Source organism: Pseudomonas sp. IT-P12 (genome assembly GCF_949767465.1).
Taxonomy (GTDB): Bacteria; Pseudomonadota; Gammaproteobacteria; order Pseudomonadales; family Pseudomonadaceae; genus Aquipseudomonas.
This window is the reverse complement of sequence record NZ_CATKPY010000011.1, coordinates 70,716-89,614: the sequence shown is the minus strand read 5'-3', so window position 1 is coordinate 89,614 and position 18,899 is coordinate 70,716. Positions and strand designations below refer to the sequence as shown.

Genomic DNA, 18,899 nt, shown 5'->3' with positions numbered 1-18,899 from the left:
GCCCGTGGCGTGCATGGGTGTACCCTGACCCGGTACCCCCCCTCCGCCACGGTGCCCCACCCATGTCCGCTTCACACCAGCCAAGCCACAATCACTTGCTCGCGGCGCTGCCCGCCGACGACCTCCAGCGCCTGGTCCCGCACCTGGAGCAGGTCAGCCTGGGACTGGGCGATGTGCTGTATGAACCGGGGGATACCCTGCGGCATGTTTACTTCCCCACCGACGCCATCGTTTCGCTGCTGCACGTCACGGAAAACGGCTCGTCGGCGGAAATCGCCGTGGTCGGGAACGAAGGTTTGATCGGCATCGCCCTGTTCATGGGGGGCGAAAGCACCTCCAGTCGGGCGGTGGTACAGAGCGCCGGCGTCGCATTCCGCCTGCCGGGGCAAAAACTCAAGAAAGAGTTCAACCGCCACGGCGATCTGCTCCTGCTGATGCTGCGCTACACCCAGGCCCTGATCACCCAGATGTCGCAGACCGCCCTGTGCAACCGCCATCACTCGATCGATCAGCAATTGTGCCGCTGGCTGCTGCTGTCGCTGGATCGCTTGCCTGGCAATCGCCTGAACATGACCCAGGAACTGATCGCCAATATGCTCGGCGTACGCCGCGAAGGCGTCACCGAAGCGGCCGGCAAACTGCAGCGCCAGGGCGTCATCGAATACAGCCGTGGGCAGATCACGGTGCTGGACCGGACCCGCCTGGAACGGCTGAGTTGCGAGTGCTACCTGGTGGTCAAGACCGAGACCGACCGGCTGCTGCAGCACAGCCGCCGTCACGACGATTGAAACCGCACGGCCACTCGACGCCAGGTCAAAACGCCTGGTGAGTCGGCCGCAGCACGATTTCGTTCACGTCCACGTCGTCGGGCTGCTCGATTGCGAAGGCGATGGCGCGCGCCACCGAGGCGGCCGGGATCGCCTTTTTGTAGAAGTCGAGCACGGTGTCCCTGGCCGTTCCGGAGGTAATGTGCTTGAGGTCGCTGTCCACCGCACCGGGCGCGATGGAGGTCACGCGGACCTTGTCGCCCACTTCCTGGCGCAGGCCTTCGGAAATGGCGCTGACGGCGAACTTGGTCCCCGAGTACACCGTGCCGCCGGGGGCAAAGACTTTCACCCCGGCCACCGAACTCAGGTTGATGATGTGCCCGCTGTCCTGCGCGAGGAACCGGGGCAGCGCCGCCGCAATGCCGTACAGCGTGCCCTTGAGGTTGACGTCGATCATCGCGTCCCACTCATCGGTGTTGACCTCCGACATGGGGCGAATCGGCATCAACCCGGCGTTGTTGATCAGCACGTCGAGCCTGCCGAAATCCGTCACCACGGCAGCGACCACGGCCTCGACCTGGCGTTTGTCGGTGACGTCGAGGGTGTAGGCCTTGGCGTCACCCCCCTGGGCAGCGATCTCGGCCACCACCGCCTCCAGTTTGTCGGCCCGACGCGCGGCCACCGCGACTCTGGCGCCGCGTGCCGCCAGCAGCCGGGCCACTTCGGCACCGATACCGGAACTGCCGCCGGTGATCAAAACGACTTTGCCTTCGATACCTTTACTCATGACAACACCTCACATCTGGAAGGGGAATATGTCGGGTAATCCGTGAACCCTTGCTCATCGCCGCCATACAGGCCGGTGGCGTTCAGGGCATTCAGCGGCCAGCCATTGGCGATGCGCCGGGGCAAATCGGGGTTGGCGATAAAGGGCCGCCCGAATGCAACCAGATCAGCCAGGCCCGCCTCGACCAGGCGCGCCGCGCGGTCTGCGGTGTACAAGCCGGCGTAGATGATCCGGCCGCTGAAGGTGCTTCTCACCTCGCGCCGAAATGTCTCGGGCAGGTCCGGCGCATTCGCCCAGTCGGCTTCGGCAATCGACAGGTAACCGATGCCTGCCTGCTCGAGCACCTTGATGGCTTCGATGTAGGTCCGGTGCGGGTCCTCCTCGACGAAGCCGATGTACACGCGGTCTTCATCGGTGCTGGTGAACAGCGGCGCGAAGCGCACCCCGACGCGTTCAGGCCCGACCACCGCGCCGACGGCCTGCACCACTTCGCGCAGGAAACGCAGGCGGTTGTGCAGCGAGCCACCGTACTCATCGGTGCGCTGGTTGGCGTGGGCCGAGATGAACTGGTTGACCAGGTAACCATTGGCCGAGTGGATCTCGACGCCATCGAAACCGGCACTCAAGGCATTGCGCGCGGCCTGGGCGTAGAGTTCCACCAGCGCCTTGATCTCGGCGACGCTCAGCGCCCGCGGCAGGGAAGGCTCGACCAGGGTGCCCGTGCCCGGGCCGGTTTCGATAAAGGCCTTGGCCTTTTGCGCCTGGATCGCCGACGGCGCGATGGGCGCGGCGTTGTCCGGTTGCAGCGCATTGTGAGACACCCGGCCGACGTGCCAGAGCTGGGCAAAGATCACCCCGCCTTCAGCGTGCACGGCATCGGTCACGGTGCGCCAGCCCTCGATCTGCGCCTGGCTGTAGATGCCTGGCGTCCAGGCGTAACCCTTGCCACGGGGTTCGATCTGGGTGCCCTCGCTGATGATCAGGCCGGCACTGGCGCGTTGCTGGTAATACCGGGCCATGAGGGGCGTTGGGATGTCACCGGGCTGAGCGCTGCGTTGGCGCGTGAGCGGCGGCATGACGATACGATTCTTCAGCCTGATGGCGCCCAACGAGGTGGGCTCGAACAGCGAGCGATGTTGCATGATTGATTCCTTGTTGCGTCAGTCTGTCGGGTCGGCTTGCAAACTGCCGGGGTTGAGGCAGCGGCAGACGCCGGAGCGTTTGCCGCCAATGGCAGGCTCAGGCGTCGTTCAGCACGTCGATCAGGACCTTCGCCGCTTCGCTGGACGAACCCGGGTTCTGGCCGGTGATCAGCAGGCCGTCGCGAACCACGTAGGACGCCCAGTCCGGACCTTTGGAATACAGGCCGCCGTTGGCCTTGAGCATGTCCTCGACCAGGAACGGCACCACGTCGGTCAGGCCGACCGCTTCTTCTTCGGAGTTGGTGAAACCGGCCACTTTCTTGCCCTGGACCAGGGGGGAGCCGTCAGGCTGTTTCACGTGGCGCAACACGCCCGGCGCATGGCACACCAGGGCGGCGGGCTTGCCGGCGGCCAGGAACGATTCGATCAAGCGGATCGAGACCGGGTCTTCTGCCAGATCCCACAGCGGACCGTGGCCACCTGGGTAGAAGACGGCATCGAAATCGGCAGGCGAGACGCTGTCCAGGCGCACGGTGCTGGCAAGCAACGCGGTGGCGACGGCGTCGGTTTCGAATCGGCGGGTCAGGTCAGTCTGGAAGGACGGCTCGTTGCTCTTGGGATCGAGCGGTGGCTGACCACCGGCGGGCGAAGCCAGGACGATCTCGGCCTTGGCGTCCAGGAAGGCGTAGTAAGGCGCCGCCAGTTCTTCAAGCCAGAAACCGGTTTTGCGGCCAGTGCTGCCCAGGGTGTCGTGGGAGGTCAGTATCATGAGAATTTTCATATTGATGTTCCTGATTCGGAGTGGGTGTGGAATGACAAAATTAGACCAGTCGTCTAGTTAGTAGGCAAATAAAAAGAGGCGTTCGCTGCCTCGATGATCAGGTCCGCCCTGTGCGATGTGTTCATCGTTTAACCCCGCTGCGATGCCTTCAATGTGTGAGTACCTTAATACTCGATTAGACCAGTCGTCTAGTAAATTTTTGAGATTTCTTCCACGTTCGTTGTTTCGACGGTTCAGGAAGAGGGCGCAGATCGTCATCAGCCGGCGCAAGGCAGGCGTTCAGGCGGTATTTGATTGGCCGCTGACGGGCCCGGGAGGGTAACCGCGAGGGGGCGGCTCTACACCGCCCTGCCCCGTGGCTCAGGCAAGATCGAGAATCTGACGAGTCGTCGACATCGCCGTCTCGAAGGGCTGGACACTCTTGGTGATCTTGACCATGACACTGGCGCCGACCCACAACTGGTAGAGGCTCTGCGCCAACGCATGGGGCGCAGCCTCGCACGTCAGCGAGCCTTCGGCGACCCCGGTTTCGATCGCCTGCGCCAGGCGATCGGTGACACCCGACGTCCCTCGCTTGAGCACCGCGCGCATCGTCTCCGACAGGTCAGCCACCTCCACGCCGAGCTTCACCGCCAGGCATTTGCCCTGGCAGTCGTGGAACGACTGGGTTTGCTGCCAGATGTCCCAGTACTTCATCAGACGCTGGGCCATCGTCAGCCCGGGCAGCGCCAGGACCTCGTCGAGCTCGGCCAGGTAAGTCTCGAAATAGCTTTCCAGCATGGCCTCGCCAAAAGCGTCCTTTGAACCGAAGTAATGGTAAAAGGACCCCTTGGGCACACCGGCGGTGGCCAGGATTTCATTCAGGCCCACGGCGGAATACCCTTTGGCGGCCATGATTCGTTGGCCTACATCAAGGATTTCCTGGCGGACGTCGGTGGTTGCGCGTGTCTTTGGGCTGCTCATGCTCGGCATGTTATTCGTTACTAGACGATCAGTCTAGCCGGCGATATCCCGCCATCACGCGGTCGATGGATCCGATCGCAGACAGACCTGCCCTACCCTCCACGAACCTCATGCACCAGATCCACAAAGGCGCGCAGCGCTGCGGGCACATGACGGTGGCCGGAGTAATAGAGGCAGAGGCCTGGCAAGTGGACGGCACAATCTTCGAGTACGGGAATAAGCGTGCCGCTGTCGATGTCGCTGGCCACATACCAGCGGGCCATGTGTGCCAGGCCCCAGGAGGATCGGGCGGCTTCGCGCATCATCAATGGCGCATCCAGCACCAGCGAACCCGGCACATCGACTGAGATCGACCTGCCCCTGGATTTCAATTGCCAGGGCGACGGCCTGCCATTGGGCAGTCGCGCGCGGATGCAGGCATGGTGGGTCAGTTCGCTGATCCGGGTGGGTTTGGGGTGCTGATCGAAATAGGCCGGCGACCCCACAATGACCATTGGCACATCGCTGGTCAGAGGCACGCGAATCATGTCTTTGGGCACCAGATGACTGGGCCGCAGGCCGGCATCGAACCCCTCGGCAACGATGTCCACCAGCTCGCCTTCGGTCACGATGTCCAGTGTCACCTGCGGATAGCGCCTGGAAAACTCGGACATGAACGGCTGCCAACTCATCAGAGCGGCCCCCAGGGAGCTGTTGATCCGCAGGTTTCCGGAGGGCACCAGGCGCCGGTCATTCACCGTCGTCATGGCCTCTTCAATCTGTTTGACCGCCGGGGAAATCTGCTCGACGAACTGGCGCCCGGCATCGGTCAGCGCCACGCTGCGGGTGGTGCGATGAAAAAGTCGCGAGCCGAGGCGCGCCTCCAATCCCGCGATGGCGCTGCTCACCGCCGAGCTGGACATTCCCAGTTCCACGGCGGCTGCGCGGAAACTCTGGCGGCGAGCCACAGCCAGCACCACATGCAAATCAACGAGTCCGCTCTTGTGCATTGTCCTGATTTTCCAAATGGAACATGCGGATTTACCCGCGTAGTCGAGACAATAGCCCAGCCCTAAACTGACGCTCAACCCCTTCGGGCTCAATCAGAGGAGCGTGTGATGCGTCAGTTCAACCAGGCCTACATCGATGGTCGTTTCGTGCCGGTCCACGGTGAAACCGTGGTGCACAGCGTCAACCCGGCGACCGAACAGGTCATCGCCACCGCCACCTTGGCCAATCGCGACGACGCCAAGGCTGCTATCAGCGCCGCCAATCGAGCGCAACGATCTTTGGGGCAAACCGGTAAATCCGAACGCATCGAGATGCTCAGGCAACTGCAAGCCGCCGTGCTCGCCCACGCCGATGAAATCCGCGACGTCACCATCGAGGAGTACGGAGCCCCGGCCTCGCGTGCGCAGTGGGTCAGCCAATACGCCTCGCAGTGCTTTGCCCGAACCGCCGACATCCTGCAAACCTATGACTTCACCCGACGCCTGGGCGACGCCGTGGTGCAGCAGGTGCCGGTCGGCGTCTCAGCCCTGATCGCGCCGTGGAACAGCGTTGCCGGCACTGTCTGCAACAAACTGGCATCGGCCCTCGGAGCCGGCTGCGCCTCGGTGATCAAACCCAGTGAACTCAGCCCGCTGCAAACCCAGGTGACGGCCCGGGCGCTGCATGCGGCAGGTTTGCCTGATGGCTGCTTCAACCTGCTGCTCGGGCGTGGAGAGGATGTCGGTGATGAGCTGAGTACCAGCGCGGACGTGGCCAAAATTTCCTTCACCGGTTCAACCCGGACCGGCAAGCTGATTGCGCGTGCAGCGGTAGAAACGATGAAGCGGGTCAGCCTAGGCCTGACCGGCAAATCGGCGACGATCGTGCTCGACGATGCGGATTTTTCGGTGGTCGTCCCCCAGGCGTTGGCCGTGGCGTTCATGAACAATGGCCAGGCGTGCATTGCCGGCACTCGGTTGCTCGTCCCACGGCGGCGCCTGGAGGAAGTGATGCGGTTGGTACGTGCACAGTTGGCAACGCTGCCCGTCGGTGACCCGCGTGACGCGGCAACCGTGCTGGGCCCTCTCGCCAGCCGTGACCAGTACGAACGTATCCAGCGTTACATTCGCCGTGGCCTCGAACAGGGTGCGACACTGATCGCCGGTGGCGAGGGACGCCCCGAAGGATTGCACCGTGGCTATTTCGTCAAACCGACGGTCTTCGCTCATGTACGCAACGACATGGACATTGCCCGGGAAGAAATTTTCGGGCCCGTGCTGTCGATCCTGACGTTCGAAACGGACGCCGAGGCGGTGTCGATGGCCAACGATTCGATCTACGGGTTGCAGGCCTATGTGTTCTCGGCGGACGTCCATCGCGCTCAGCAGATTGCCCAGCAGCTCGAAGCCGGCGGAGTCCTGATCAACCGGACCACGATCGACCCCTGCGCGCCGTTCGGCGGCTTCAAGCAATCGGGCATCGGCCGGGAAAACGGTGTGTCTGGCCTTGAAGCGTTTCTGGAAGCCAAGGCGGTGGTCACCGGTTGAAGGGTTACGACCGCCTGCCATCAAATGCCATTAGTCAGGACGCGAGATAAGGGATAGCCTCGTCAAAACCATGCGAAGCGCCCCCTCATGTCCAACACAAGCTTTACCCCCGATATTGAAGCCATCCGCAGCATCGATGCAGTGCCCGTGATCCTGAGCATGGTCAAGCACCTCACGGGCATGCGCTTCGCGGCGGTCGCCAGGGTCACCGAGCAAAACTGGGTCGCCTGCGCCGTCGACGACGCCATCGATTTTGGCTTGAAACCGGGTGGTGAGCTGGTGCTCGAGTCGACGATCTGTCACGAGATCCGGCAGCACAAAAAGCCTGTCATTTTCGGCCACGCCAGCTCGCATCCGCTGTTTTCGCTTCATCACACGCCCAGGATCTACGGACTGGAAAGCTACATCTCCATCCCGATCATCAAGGCCAATGGCGATTTTTTCGGGACACTGTGTGCCATCGACTCTGTTCCGGCCAACCTGGATGAGCCCGCCATCGCGCAAACGCTCACCCTCTTCGCCCAGTTGATCGCGATGAGCCTGGACGCTCACAGTCATTTGCAGGCAACGAAAGCCGAGTTGAGCAGCGCCACCGAACTGGGCAGGCTGCGCGAGCAATTCATTGCGGTCCTGGGGCATGACTTGCGAACACCGCTGAGCGCCATCCGCATGAGTGCTGACCTGCTGGAAACCAAAACCGAAGACAAACGCTCACTGAACCTGATCTCAGCGATCCGCAACAGCTCCACGCGCATGGGCGTATTGATCGAGAACGTCCTGGACTTCGCCAGGGGACGCCTGGGTCGCGGCATTCCAGTGCGGCGCAAGCAGGTGGATGACTTGGAGTCCACGATCCGATTGACCGTCGAAGAAGTGCTGAACGCCCATCCGCACTCAGAAATCATTCAGACACTGGACGTGCCGCCAGGTGTCTATTGCGACCCGCTGCGCGTCAGCCAGCTGCTGTCGAACCTGCTGATCAATGCGGTCACTCATGGTTCAAAGTCGACGCCCATCCTCCTGGAGGCCTATTCGGAGAATGATGAGATTGTCCTGTCGCTGACCAACCAGGGGCCCGTCATTCCCCCTCAACTCATGCCGCTTCTGTTCGAACCCTTCTCCCGTTCGCAGGCGGGCCAGCGCGGTGAAGGATTGGGGCTTGGGCTCTACATCGCCGCACAGATCGCGACCGCCCACAATGGCACGTTGAGTGTTTCTTCGACCGTCGAGTCGGGAACGAACTTTGTCGCGAGATTCCCCACTCACTTCAGATGAGCATGAAAATGCCCTTGCCCGGGTCGGCAGCCGTAGTCGAAAACCGTCGGTTATCGCGGCCAGCGCCATACCGGATCGGCAAGATGCTCGGCAAAAAAATCCGAAAGGACCCTGATTTTCACCGGGCGGGTGCGCGCCGACGGGGTCACGAAATACAGGCCTCCGCGGGTCATGCTCCACTCGGGCAGGATGCGCTCCAAACGACCGTCCGCCAGGTACTCACTGGCCATGAACTCGGGCAGTTCGGCGATTGCCAGCCCCTCCAGCAGCACCGAAATCATCGCATCGGAGTTGGTCACCCGCAGTGGCCCGTTGGGTACCACGTCTTCTTCGACGCCACTCTGGTGGGTGAACCGCCACACCTGAGTGCGAGCGCGGTAGGCATAACTCAGGCACGACCGATTTGCCAGGTCCCGCGGATGTTCCGGTCGGCCGTGTTGTTCCAGGTAACCCGCAGACGCCACCAGAAACTGCGTAACGGAACAGATTCGCCGGGCCACCAACGATGAGTCCGGCAGTGCGGCGATCCTCAGGGCCGCATCGAACCCGTCGGCAATCAGATCCACCGAGGCGTCGGACAAATGCAGGTCGACCGACAACTCGGGGTACAACCGCAGCAGCTTGGGCATCAGCGGCGCTACCCAGCGCAGGCCAAAAGACATCGGAATGGCCAGGCGCACCTGGCCGCGCGGTTGTACGGAGAGGTCCTGGGCTTCGCTTTCGACCTCTTCGGCCTGGCGATAAAGGTCGCTGGCCTTGGCCGCCATGCTCAGGCCGAACTCGGTCAGCGAGAGCTGGCGTGAGGTGCGGTTGAACAATCGGCCGCCCAATCGCTCTTCCAACCGTGCCACCGCCCGCGACACTGTGGGCACCGACACGCCCATGATCCTCGCGGCGGCCGCGAACGAACCCTCCTCCGCGACCTTGGCGAACATCGCCAAGCCTTCAAAATCCGGCAACTTGCTCATTTCATTTCTGCAACGATGAGTTGCGGACAATTCTATTTTGAAATCATCTGATCGTCGATACGCTTCTCCCACACCTCACCTACACACCTCTCTGGAGAACGATCAATGAACGGCAAACTCAATGGCAAAATTGCGCTGGTCACCGGCGGCACCACCGGCATCGGCCTGGCCACGGCCAAGCGCTTCGCCGAAGAAGGTGCGCACGTCTACATCACCGGCCGGCGCCAGGCCGAACTCGACGCCGCAGTCGCCCGGGTGGGCAATGCCACCGGCGTGCAAGTGGACTCGACCCGGCTCGACCAACTCGATGCGCTCTATGAAAAGATCCGCGCCGAGCGCGGCCACATCGACGTGCTGTTCGCCAACGCCGGCGGTGGCTCGATGGTGCCAATGGGCGAGATCACCGAGCAGCATTACGACGACACCTTCGACCGCAACGTCAAAGGCGTGTTGTTCACCGTGCAGAAGGCGCTGCCACTGCTGGCGAAGAACGCCTCGGTGATTCTCACCGGCTCCACAGCAGGCAGCTCGGGCACTGCGGCATTCAGCGTGTACTCGGCCTCCAAGGCTGCGGTTCGGTCGTTCGTGCGCAGCTGGATTCTGGATCTGAAGGATCGCAATGTGCGCATCAACACCCTCAGCCCAGGCGCCACCCGCACGCCTGGACTCGTCGACCTGGCAGGTCCGGACTCGGCCCAGCAGCAAGGCCTGCTGGATTACCTCGCCGCGCAAATCCCGATGGGGCGTGTCGGCGAACCGGAAGAAATTGCCAGCGCCGCACTGTTCCTGGCGTCCAGCGACGCCAGCTTCGTCAACGGCATCGAGCTGTTCGTCGACGGTGGCCAGGCGCAGATCTGAGCCGTTCCGGTCGCGGCAGCCCGCTGAGCTGTCGCGACCACCTTCAGCTCAAACGGCGCGATTACCGACAATGGCCAGCAGTCGCGCCAAGGCCTCGGACTCCACCGCTCCCTCCTCACGGTCCTCGCCAAACACAGAACAGGTCGCGACGCACTGGTCAGTGCGAAGCTGATACACCGCAATGACGCCGCCAGGCCCGCCACCGGTATGACCGACCAGCCTGTGCCCATCCTTCGTTGTACCAATCATCAAACCCAAACCATAACCCGGCGTAGCCCAGGGCCGGTCGGGAATGGGACCGCCAAGCACGATGGCGTGCTGCATTTCACCCAGCAACGCTGGAGGAAGCAGTTGCCCGGCCAGCAATTGATCCAGCAATCGCGCGGCCTCGCAAAGCGGGCCGGTGAGCAGTCCGTGATACACCCAGCCAGGGTGATAGGCGGCCATGGACGGCGGGTGTACGTCGGCCAGATCCTGCCGTGTTCGTGCAAGCCGGACCCGGGTCAAACCCAAGGGCAGGAACACTCGTTGAGCCAGCGCCTGTTCCAGACGTTGCCCTGTACACCGCTCAACCAGAGCGGCCACCTGCATGTATCCCACGTTGGAATACCGCCACGCGGTCCCCGGTGGATAGCGCAGCCGGGTGCCGTCAAGCCGTTGGACCATTTCGGCGGCGGGCCAGGGTTGCCGATGTTCGGCAACGGCGGCGTGGTAGTCCTGGAGTTCCGAGTAATCAGCAAGCCCCGCCTGATGCTTGAGGAGTTGGCGCAGGGTGAATGGGCCCTCCTCGACTGGGTCGTCAAGTCGGACAACACCATCGCGCACAAGCGTCAGCGCTGCTGCTGCCAGCACCGTTTTGGTGAAACTCCACCATGGGACCCTGACGTGAGCTTGCGCGGTCGGCGTGGGCTGACCATTGAGCGATACGGACCAAAGCATTCACGGATTTCCTGATGGCTCAAGGGGTTACGGACCGCTCTGCGGCAAACCTCGAACGGACCTGTCCGATCATTTTTTCGCTTTCCCCACTTCTGCGCAACGAAAAACCCTGACACAATAACTGGTAACGATTCTCATATACATTATCATTAATAAAACCAGGAGCCGTCCATGTTGCGCCCGACCCCGCTGCGCTGTTTCCGTCCGTCCAGAGATCTGCTGGCCATGGCCATCTGCATGGCGACCCTGACTCCGGCGATGGCCGACGACGCCAGCACAGCGCAGGAGCCATCCAACCCCGCCACACTGGAACTGGGCGCAACCGAAATCACCAGCACCCAACTGGGCAGCACCACCGAGGGCACCACGTCCTACACCACCGGTGCCATGTCCACCGCGACCAAATTGCCGTTGACCATGCGCGAAACGCCCCAGGCAGTGACCGTAATCACCCGTCAACGCATGGACGATCAGGCGATGACCAGCGTCAACGACGTGGTCAAGAACACCCCCGGCCTGTTCCTTTCCACCTCTGACGGCCCAGGGCGGCAGAAATATTCGGCGCGCGGTTTTGATATCGACAACCTGATGTATGACGGCATTCCCAGCGGTTACAACGGCTGGGCGGTAGGCGTGCAGCCAAACCTGGCGATGTTCGACCGGGTGGAAATCGTACGGGGGGCGACCGGCCTGGTGACGGGCGCGGGCAACCCATCGGCGGCGATCAATCTGGTGCGCAAGCGTCCGCTGGCCGAGCAGAAAGTCACCCTGACCGGCGCTGCCGGCAGCTGGGACGATTACCGTGGCGAAGTCGACGCCTCCAGCCCGCTCAACGACAGCGGCACCCTGCGCGGCCGGGTGGTGACCTCTTACCGGGATTCCAACAGCTTCATCGATGATGTCGAGGAAAACCACGGCCTGTTCTACGCGATCACCGAAGCCGACCTGAGCGAGGACACCACCCTGACCTTGGGTTTCTCGCACCAGAAGGACAAGACCAACTACTTCTGGGGCTCATCGATGATCGGCCTCGACGGTCATCACCTGAACCTGCCGCGTTCCTACAACCCCGGTACGTCTTGGGAAAACAAGGACCAAGAGGTCAACACGGTCTTCGCCGAGATCCGGCACAACCTGGCCAACGACTGGAAGCTGCAGGTCAACGCCAATTACGCCGAGCAAAATGGCGTGTTCAGCGGCTCGTACCAGTCGCGCTGGAACAGCCCCACATTGGAGCGAACGGTATGGCAGGCGACTTATGACGAGAATCAGACCGGGCTGGACGGTTTCCTCAGCGGTCCTTTCCAGGCGTTTGGCCGCACCCATGAACTGGTCGTCGGCGCGAGCAAGCGCGTCTATGACATGACCACCCAGAACTACGATCCCTATGCCATGGACTGGCCGATCACTGCCGGCAAACCGAACTTCACGCGCAGCGACCGCGTGCGCGAAATCACCACACAGGACGGGGTGTACGCCACCACCCGTCTGAGCCTGGCCGACCCGCTGAAGCTGATTCTCGGCGGGCGCCTTGACTGGTACGACTACGACAACCGCGATGCCGAGGGCGATTACAAGGTGACCCGCAACGTCACCCGCTACGCCGGCCTGATCTATGACCTGGATGAGCATCATTCGGTCTATGCCAGCTACAGCGACATCTTCACTCCGCAAAGCGAGAAGGACGTCTCCGCGACGCCAGTCAAACCGATTGTGGGCAAGAACTATGAAGTCGGCATCAAGGGTGAGTACTGGGGCGGCGCGCTGAACGCGAGCCTGGCCGTATTCCGCGTCGACCAGGAAAACCGCGCGGTACAAGTCTTCGTACCCAACTGCCCGCAAGCCGATTGCTACCAACCTTCGGGCGAAATTCGCAGCCAGGGTGTCGACCTGGAACTGCAGGGCGCGCTCACCGAAAACTGGCAACTCGGCGGTGGCTACACCTACGCCCGTGTGCACACGCTCAAGGACGACGCCAACCCGCAGAACGAGAATCAGCGATTCGACACCGACACCCCGGAACACCTGTTCAAGCTGACGAGCAGCTATCGCTTCCAGGGCCCGCTGGAAAAACTGCGCGTGGGTGGCAGCGTTTACTGGCAGAGCCGCATGTACAACGACATCGCCCTGGCCGATGGCAGCGAATACCGCCTGAAACAAGGCAGCTACGCGACGACGGACTTGATGGCCGGTTATCAGGTCAACCGCAACCTGGACCTGCAACTCAACGCCAACAACATCTTCGACCGCAGCTATTACGCCTCGATCAGCACCTCCACCCAGTACGGTGGCGACAGCTACGGGACGCCGCGCAATCTGATGCTGACGGCCAAGTACAGCTTCTGATCGCTTACAAAAAAGCCCGGCTGATTAGGCCGGGCTTCTTGTTGGACGTTACGGCTCCGATCTTCATACAGCGCGGCGCTCGATCAGACGATCCGAACCACCTTCAGCTACGCGGCGTTCGATCAGACGATCCGAGCCACCTTCTGCCACACGGCGTTCGATCAGACGATCCGAGCCACCTTCAGCTACGCGGCGTTCGATCAGACGATCCGAGCCACCTTCAGCTACGCGGCGTTCGATCAGACGATCCGAGCCACCTTCTGCCACACGGCGTTCGATCAGACGATCCGAGCCACCTTCTGCCACACGGCGTTCAATCAGACGATCCGAGCCACCTTCAGCTACGCGGCGTTCGATCAGACGATCCGAGCCACCTTCGGCGACAACCGGGTGAGCGGAAGCAGCGGCGAATGCGTTAACTGCGAGAACCGAGAAAGCGATGCTGAGGAAGATTTGGCGTTTCATGATTGTGTGCTCCGGGGGTAGTTGTTTTGTATGGAGCCATTGTTACGCCGCCCGGTTATTGAGAGAACTTCATTGGGATGATGGTGACTATCGATGCCGGTAATGAATCATTGATCCACTGTAGGAGCGAGCTTGCTCCTACAGGCTAACGCCGACACGGCTCACTGCACCCGCGATCAAACCCGCGCTTCATTCTGATACTGGCGCGGACACATGTTGAACCGGGCACGAAACTCGCGAGAGAAGTGCGCGCCATCGGAAAAGCCACAATCCATGGCGATCTGGGTGATGCTGCTGTGGCTGTTCACCAGCAGCCAGGCGCCGTACTCCACGCGCAGCGAGCGTTGGAACTCCATGGGTGACAGCCCCAGCGACTGCTGGAAGGCCCGGGTCAGTTGGCGCCGGCCGAGGCCCACGTAACGAGCGATGGCGTCCAGGGTCGGCAGGCTGTCCATGCGCTGTTCGATGTAATGCGCGGCCTGGCGCACGCGCTCATCCTTGATGTCCTCGAGGTTGGCGTAGAAATGCGCCTGTGGCTGCCGGCCCTGGCGAATCCCCTGCAGCATCATGTGCCGCACCGCCTGCTGGGCTTTCTCCCGCCCGCAATGGCGGGCCACCAGGTACAGCGCGAGGTCGATGGCGGCCGTCGAACCGGCGCAGGTGATCAGGTCGCCTTCGTCGATGAACAGATGATCGACTGCGGCCGGGGTCTTGGGGAACCGGGTGCGAAAGGCATCCAGCACGTTCCAGTGCACACACACCGAACGACTGCCCACCACGCCCGCCTGCGCCAGGGCGAAGGTCCCGGTGCAAATGCCCAGCAGCCGCGTCCGGCTCTTTGCAACGCGCTGCAACCAGTCCCGCAATGGGCTCGGCATGTGGGTGTTGAGGTAATCGTTGCCGCCGCAGATGGCCACGTAGTCGAACGCTTCCAGATCCTGCGCCAGGCCGCCGGTCACCTCCAACGCGATGCCCGCACTGGAAGTTCGCGGCAACCCGTCGACACTCATCACCTGCCACGCCGTATGAATCTGCCGGCTGCCGCCTCCCAGATCGGCGGCCAGGCGCAAGACATCGATAAACCCGGAAAACGCCGCCAGGGTGAATTGGTCCAGCAGGACGAAGCCCACGGACAGCTGCGGACGGCTGTTCGCCCCGCAGCCGGGAACGGCGGACAGTTGGCAATGCGGGTTTACCGGAGTCATTTTGGGCATGACCTAACTATTCAACTTTAAGACCCCGAAGTGCAAGCGCTCGAATCGACGATACGAGCAAGATGCACGCAAGGGGAACAGTCCAACAACAGCTATAGAGGACACACGATGAAACTCAAGACGGGTCAGACAATCACCGCCGCGCTGTTAGTCACCGGCTGCATCGCCTCACCGGCCGTCCTGGCCGACTCGCAGAAACTGACCGTGGCGTTGTACGGCGGTAACTGGGGTGACGCGTTCCTCAAATGTGTTGCAGAACCTTTCACGCAGGCCACGGGGATCGCCGTGGCCGCCGAAGTCGGCACCTCGACCGTCACTTTGGCCAAGCTCCAGCAACAGAAATCCAGCCCGACGATCGACGTGGCCTGGATGGACGGCGGCATCAGCGAAATGGCCTATGACGCCGGGGTGGTCGCCGACCTGGACCCGGCGGCGATTCCCAACCTGAAAAACGTGCAGGACAAGGCGATCTACAGCAACGCCGGCCACACCTTCGCGGTGAGCAGCGGTTACTACTCCCTTGGCCTGACCTACAACACCAAGGACATCAAGCAAGCGCCCACCAGCTGGAAAGACCTGTGGAACCCGGAGTACGCCGGCGCCATCGCGCTGCCCTCGCCCGCCAACTCGTCCGGGGTGCCCTTCGTGTTTTTCATGGCCGACGTCTGGGGCATCGACCGCGCCCATCTGGACCAGGTCTACAGCAAGCTCGGTGCGCTGGACACCGCGCTGTTCTTTGACAGTTCGGGCGCCGCCACCAATGCCTTCCAGAGTGGCGAAGCGATCATCGGGGCGCACTTCAACGTCGGCGCCTGGGACCTGATCGACAAAGGCGCGCCCATCGGCTTCACCATTCCCAAGGAAGGTGCCTGGGCCACCGACGCCCGCCTGCACCTGATCAAGGGCGCCAAGAACAGCAAAGCCGGCGAGCAGTTCATCAACACCGCGCTGACCCGCGAAGCGGCGTCCTGCCTGGCCAGCAAGCTGTACCTGGGGCCGGCGGTCAAAGACGTTGAAGTCGCGCAGGACGTGGCGCGCAAATTGCCCTGGGGCGTGAACGGTTCGATCGACAGCCTGCGTCTGTTCGACTGGAGCCAGATCAACGCGCAGCGCGCCGCCGTCACGAACGACTGGAACCGCAAAGTCACCGCCAAGTAGCTCGTGAGGTCTGCAATGTCAGTTTTGTTGAGCATCGACCGCGTCTGTAAACACTTCGGGCCTTTCCAGGCGCTGGACCATATCAATCTGGATATCCAGCAGGGCGAATTCATCGTCCTGCTCGGCCCCAGCGGCTGCGGCAAGACCACCTTGCTGCGCTCGATTGCCGGCTTCATGCAGCCGGACTCGGGCAGCATCGCCATCGACGGCCAGGACGTCAGCCGTCTGCCGCCCTACCGTCGGCCCCTGAACACGGTGTTTCAGAACTACGCGCTGTTTCCGCACATGACCGTGCTGGAGAACATTGCCTACGGCCCAAGGCGTCAGGGACTGGGGCGCAACGAAGCGAAGCTCAAGGCCAGAGAAGCCCTGGCGATGGTCGGCCTGGAGGCCCTGGAAGACCGTTTTCCGCGTGGCATGTCCGGGGGGCAACAGCAACGCGTGGCCCTGGCCCGCGCCATCGTCAACCAACCGAAACTGTTGTTGCTCGACGAACCGCTCTCGGCGCTGGATATGAAGTTGCGCAAGCGCATGCAGCTGGAGCTCAAGCACCTGCAGGCCAAGCTGGGGATCGCTTTCATCTTCGTCACCCACGACCAGGAAGAAGCGATGACCATCGCCGACCGGATCGTGGTGATGAACGCCGGACGCATCGAACAGGTCGGGACCAGCAGCGAGATCTACAGCGCCCCCGCTTCGCGTTTCGTCGCGGACTTCATTGGCGAGGCCAACCTGATCGGTTACGAGGCCCGCGACAGTGGTGAAATCCACCTGGCGGTCACCCATACCCCGTTGCTCTACATGGCGAAAAACCTGTTGCCACGCGGCACGGCCGTGCTGCGCCCCGAGCATGTGCAGGTACTGGATGCCTCGAGCCTGGAAAGCCCCGGGCGCTGCGAACTCCACGGCACGGTGACCGATGTCATCAGCGTGGGCAGCCACACCCTGGTCCACTCCATGATCGACGGCCAACCCGTCGTGGCCCGAACCATGGGCTTGCCCCGGGCCGACCTGATCTCTGGCAGCGCCGTGCGCCTGGGCTTCGATCCGGCGCACCTGCACCTGATCGGGGAAACGGTATGAGACGCACCGCACTCGCGCCGTCGCTGATGCTGTTCGGTGCCCTGGCATTCTTCACCGCGTTCTTTCTGGCGCCCTTCGCGGTGGTGATCTTCGCCAGCCTGACCACCAGTGGCGACCAGGCGTTCACCCTGCAGCACTACATCAAGGTGCTGGGCGATCAGTACCACTGGGACGTGATCCTGGTGACGTTCCGCATCGCCGCCCTGACCACGCTGATCTCGTTGCTGCTGGGTTATCCGCTGGCCTGGTATCTGGTGCGCGTCGTGAAATGGCGAGCCTGGCGTCGCGCCTGCGTGATCCTGCTGGTGGTGCCGATGTTCACCAGCAACATCGTGCGCTCGTTCGGCTGGATGGTGCTGCTGGGGCGCAAGGGCCTGGTCAATCAAAGCCTGATGGACATCGGCCTGATCGACACGCCGGTGCGCTTCCTGGGCACCGAACTCGGCATCCTGATCGGCATGGTCTACATCCTGCTGCCGTTCATCGTGCTGGCGGCCGGCAACGCCCTGGCGCAGGTCGACCCGGCCTACGAACAGGCGTCCGACGATCTCGGTGCCAGCCCTCGCGCGACGTTTTTCCATGTGGTGTTGCCACTGACCATGCCCGGCATCATTTCCGGCTCGATCATGGTGTTCACCCTGGCGGCCAGCGCCTACGTCACGCCAGCGCTGCTGTCCGGCGGACGGATCTCGGTGCTGTCGATGCTGATTTTCCAGCAATACAGTTCGGTGTTCGATTTCAATTATGGCGGCGCACTTAGCGTGGTGCTGCTGATCTTTACCCTGGTCATGGTCGGCATCGCCGGGCGGGTGGGCAACATTCGGGGGAGCAACTGATGATCACGCAAGTACTGGTCAGACTCGTGTCCTGGGCCGTGCTCGGCTACATGCTGCTGCCGCTGGTGGTGATCCTCGGCGTCTCGGTCACCGCAACCTCGTTCCTGGCCTTCCCGCCACAGGGCTGGACGCTGGACTGGTACGGCAAAATGCTCAGCGATCCGAGCTACGTGGCGTCCTTTGCGACCAGCACGATCCTGGCGCTGGCAGCGACCTTCGTCGCCGTGTTGCTCAGTGTGCCGGCCGCGCTGGCGATGGCCCGCTACGAGTTTCGCGGCAAGGGCACGATCGTCGCGGCACTGACGTCGCCCCTGGTGTTTCCGCACATCGTATTGGGTGCAGCGCTGTTGCAGTTCGGCGGCTACTTCGGCCTGACCCGCAGTTTCCTCGCCTTGCTGATCGGTCACACCATCATCATCTCGCCCTTCGTCCTGCGCTCGGTACTGTCGATGCTGACGCCCGATCAGCGGGCCCTCGAAGAAGCCTCGAGCGACCTGGGCGGCACACCCTGGACCACGTTCTTCCTGGTGACCCTGCCGCAGATCCGGCCGGGCCTGGTGACCGGGTCGATTTTCGCGTTCATCTCGTCCTGGATCAACGTGGAGCTGTCGATCTTCAACACCACCCCGGACCTGAACACCATCCCGGTGAAGCTTTTCAACTACGTGCAATACACCGTCGACCCGACCATCGCCGCCGCGTCCGGCGCGACCATCCTCGTCGTCGTGGTCGCCGTGATCATTCTGGATCTGTGCATCGGCCTGGACCTTTTGTCCGAACGCAAATAACCACCCCACCCCA

At 62.4% G+C, this 18,899-nt stretch carries 18 protein-coding genes; 9 read left to right on the top strand and 9 right to left on the bottom strand.

The window, feature by feature from the left end; genetic code table 11:
* Nucleotides 1–62 precede the first annotated feature (62 nt).
* Complete coding sequence (locus tag ACM6IM_RS03690; RefSeq protein WP_201190202.1) at nucleotides 63–788, top strand: Crp/Fnr family transcriptional regulator; 726 nt, start codon at nucleotides 63–65, stop codon at nucleotides 786–788.
* Nucleotides 789–813: 25 nt separating this feature from the next.
* Here ACM6IM_RS03690 and ACM6IM_RS03685 read toward each other — a convergent pair whose 3' ends face one another.
* From ACM6IM_RS03685 to ACM6IM_RS03665, 5 genes are all read right to left on the bottom strand, one after another.
* Nucleotides 814–1,554, bottom strand: coding sequence for an SDR family oxidoreductase (locus ACM6IM_RS03685; protein ID WP_414864204.1), 741 nt, complete (start codon nucleotides 1,552–1,554; stop codon nucleotides 814–816).
* Nucleotides 1,551–2,696: an alkene reductase gene (locus ACM6IM_RS03680; RefSeq protein WP_414864203.1), complete on the bottom strand. Its 1,146-nt coding sequence runs from the start codon at nucleotides 2,694–2,696 to the stop codon at nucleotides 1,551–1,553. Before ACM6IM_RS03680 ends, ACM6IM_RS03685 begins: the two co-directional genes overlap by 4 nt.
* A 97-nt stretch (nucleotides 2,697–2,793) precedes the next feature.
* On the bottom strand, nucleotides 2,794–3,477 hold the full coding sequence (locus tag ACM6IM_RS03675) for a type 1 glutamine amidotransferase domain-containing protein (protein WP_414864202.1): 684 nt from the start codon (nucleotides 3,475–3,477) through the stop codon (nucleotides 2,794–2,796).
* 360 nt (nucleotides 3,478–3,837) lie between these two features.
* Nucleotides 3,838–4,440, bottom strand: a complete 603-nt coding sequence (locus ACM6IM_RS03670) for a TetR/AcrR family transcriptional regulator (RefSeq protein WP_414864201.1) — start codon at nucleotides 4,438–4,440, stop codon at nucleotides 3,838–3,840.
* A gap of 92 nt (nucleotides 4,441–4,532) precedes the next feature.
* Nucleotides 4,533–5,429, bottom strand: coding sequence for a LysR family transcriptional regulator (locus ACM6IM_RS03665; protein ID WP_414864200.1), 897 nt, complete (start codon nucleotides 5,427–5,429; stop codon nucleotides 4,533–4,535).
* 108 nt (nucleotides 5,430–5,537) lie between these two features.
* Between ACM6IM_RS03665 and ACM6IM_RS03660 the strand changes: the two genes are divergently transcribed.
* Together ACM6IM_RS03660 and ACM6IM_RS03655 are read left to right on the top strand one after the other, a co-directional pair.
* Complete coding sequence (locus ACM6IM_RS03660) at nucleotides 5,538–6,956, top strand: aldehyde dehydrogenase family protein (RefSeq protein WP_414864199.1); 1,419 nt, start codon at nucleotides 5,538–5,540, stop codon at nucleotides 6,954–6,956.
* Between the two features lie 87 nt (nucleotides 6,957–7,043).
* Nucleotides 7,044–8,231: an ATP-binding protein gene (locus ACM6IM_RS03655; protein ID WP_414864198.1), complete on the top strand. Its 1,188-nt coding sequence runs from the start codon at nucleotides 7,044–7,046 to the stop codon at nucleotides 8,229–8,231.
* A gap of 50 nt (nucleotides 8,232–8,281) precedes the next feature.
* Here ACM6IM_RS03655 and ACM6IM_RS03650 read toward each other — a convergent pair whose 3' ends face one another.
* Nucleotides 8,282–9,199 carry a LysR family transcriptional regulator gene (locus ACM6IM_RS03650; protein WP_414864197.1) on the bottom strand — a complete coding sequence of 306 codons (918 nt, stop codon included), beginning with the start codon at nucleotides 9,197–9,199 and terminating at the stop codon, nucleotides 8,282–8,284.
* A 105-nt stretch (nucleotides 9,200–9,304) separates the two neighbouring features.
* On the opposite strand from ACM6IM_RS03650, the gene ACM6IM_RS03645 reads away from it, so the two are divergent.
* Entirely contained in the window at nucleotides 9,305–10,057 is a 753-nt protein-coding gene (locus ACM6IM_RS03645; RefSeq protein ID WP_414864196.1) for an SDR family NAD(P)-dependent oxidoreductase, read from the top strand.
* A 48-nt stretch (nucleotides 10,058–10,105) separates the two neighbouring features.
* On the opposite strand, the gene ACM6IM_RS03640 is transcribed toward ACM6IM_RS03645, so the two are convergent.
* The gene (locus ACM6IM_RS03640) at nucleotides 10,106–10,996 is read right to left on the bottom strand and encodes a serine hydrolase domain-containing protein (RefSeq protein ID WP_414864195.1); all 891 of its coding nucleotides are present in this window, start codon (nucleotides 10,994–10,996) and stop codon (nucleotides 10,106–10,108) included.
* A 171-nt stretch (nucleotides 10,997–11,167) separates the two neighbouring features.
* Between ACM6IM_RS03640 and ACM6IM_RS03635 the strand changes: the two genes are divergently transcribed.
* Nucleotides 11,168–13,342, top strand: a complete 2,175-nt coding sequence (locus tag ACM6IM_RS03635; RefSeq protein ID WP_414864194.1) for a TonB-dependent siderophore receptor — start codon at nucleotides 11,168–11,170, stop codon at nucleotides 13,340–13,342.
* A gap of 63 nt (nucleotides 13,343–13,405) precedes the next feature.
* On the opposite strand, the gene ACM6IM_RS03630 is transcribed toward ACM6IM_RS03635, so the two are convergent.
* Both ACM6IM_RS03630 and ACM6IM_RS03625 read right to left on the bottom strand, forming a co-directional pair.
* Nucleotides 13,406–13,807 (bottom strand): hypothetical protein, encoded by a 402-nt coding sequence (locus tag ACM6IM_RS03630; RefSeq protein ID WP_414864193.1) that lies wholly within the window; start codon nucleotides 13,805–13,807, stop codon nucleotides 13,406–13,408.
* 176 nt (nucleotides 13,808–13,983) lie between these two features.
* The gene (locus tag ACM6IM_RS03625) at nucleotides 13,984–15,021 is read right to left on the bottom strand and encodes a GlxA family transcriptional regulator (RefSeq protein WP_192303466.1); all 1,038 of its coding nucleotides are present in this window, start codon (nucleotides 15,019–15,021) and stop codon (nucleotides 13,984–13,986) included.
* A gap of 108 nt (nucleotides 15,022–15,129) precedes the next feature.
* Here ACM6IM_RS03625 and ACM6IM_RS03620 point away from each other — a divergent pair, with 108 nt between their 5' ends.
* The 4 genes from ACM6IM_RS03620 to ACM6IM_RS03605 are packed head-to-tail and all read left to right on the top strand — an operon-like array spanning nucleotide 15,130 to nucleotide 18,886.
* Nucleotides 15,130–16,179: an ABC transporter substrate-binding protein gene (locus tag ACM6IM_RS03620; RefSeq protein ID WP_192303468.1), complete on the top strand. Its 1,050-nt coding sequence runs from the start codon at nucleotides 15,130–15,132 to the stop codon at nucleotides 16,177–16,179.
* A gap of 15 nt (nucleotides 16,180–16,194) precedes the next feature.
* Nucleotides 16,195–17,262 (top strand): ABC transporter ATP-binding protein, encoded by a 1,068-nt coding sequence (locus ACM6IM_RS03615; RefSeq protein WP_201190236.1) that lies wholly within the window; start codon nucleotides 16,195–16,197, stop codon nucleotides 17,260–17,262.
* Entirely contained in the window at nucleotides 17,259–18,098 is an 840-nt protein-coding gene (locus ACM6IM_RS03610; RefSeq protein ID WP_414864192.1) for an ABC transporter permease, read from the top strand. Before ACM6IM_RS03615 ends, ACM6IM_RS03610 begins: the two co-directional genes overlap by 4 nt.
* A complete protein-coding gene (locus tag ACM6IM_RS03605) occupies nucleotides 18,098–18,886 on the top strand; it encodes an ABC transporter permease (RefSeq protein ID WP_414864191.1) in 789 nt (262 codons plus the stop codon). The genes ACM6IM_RS03610 and ACM6IM_RS03605 overlap by 1 nt, the downstream gene beginning before the upstream one ends.
* Nucleotides 18,887–18,899: the final 13 nt, after the last annotated feature.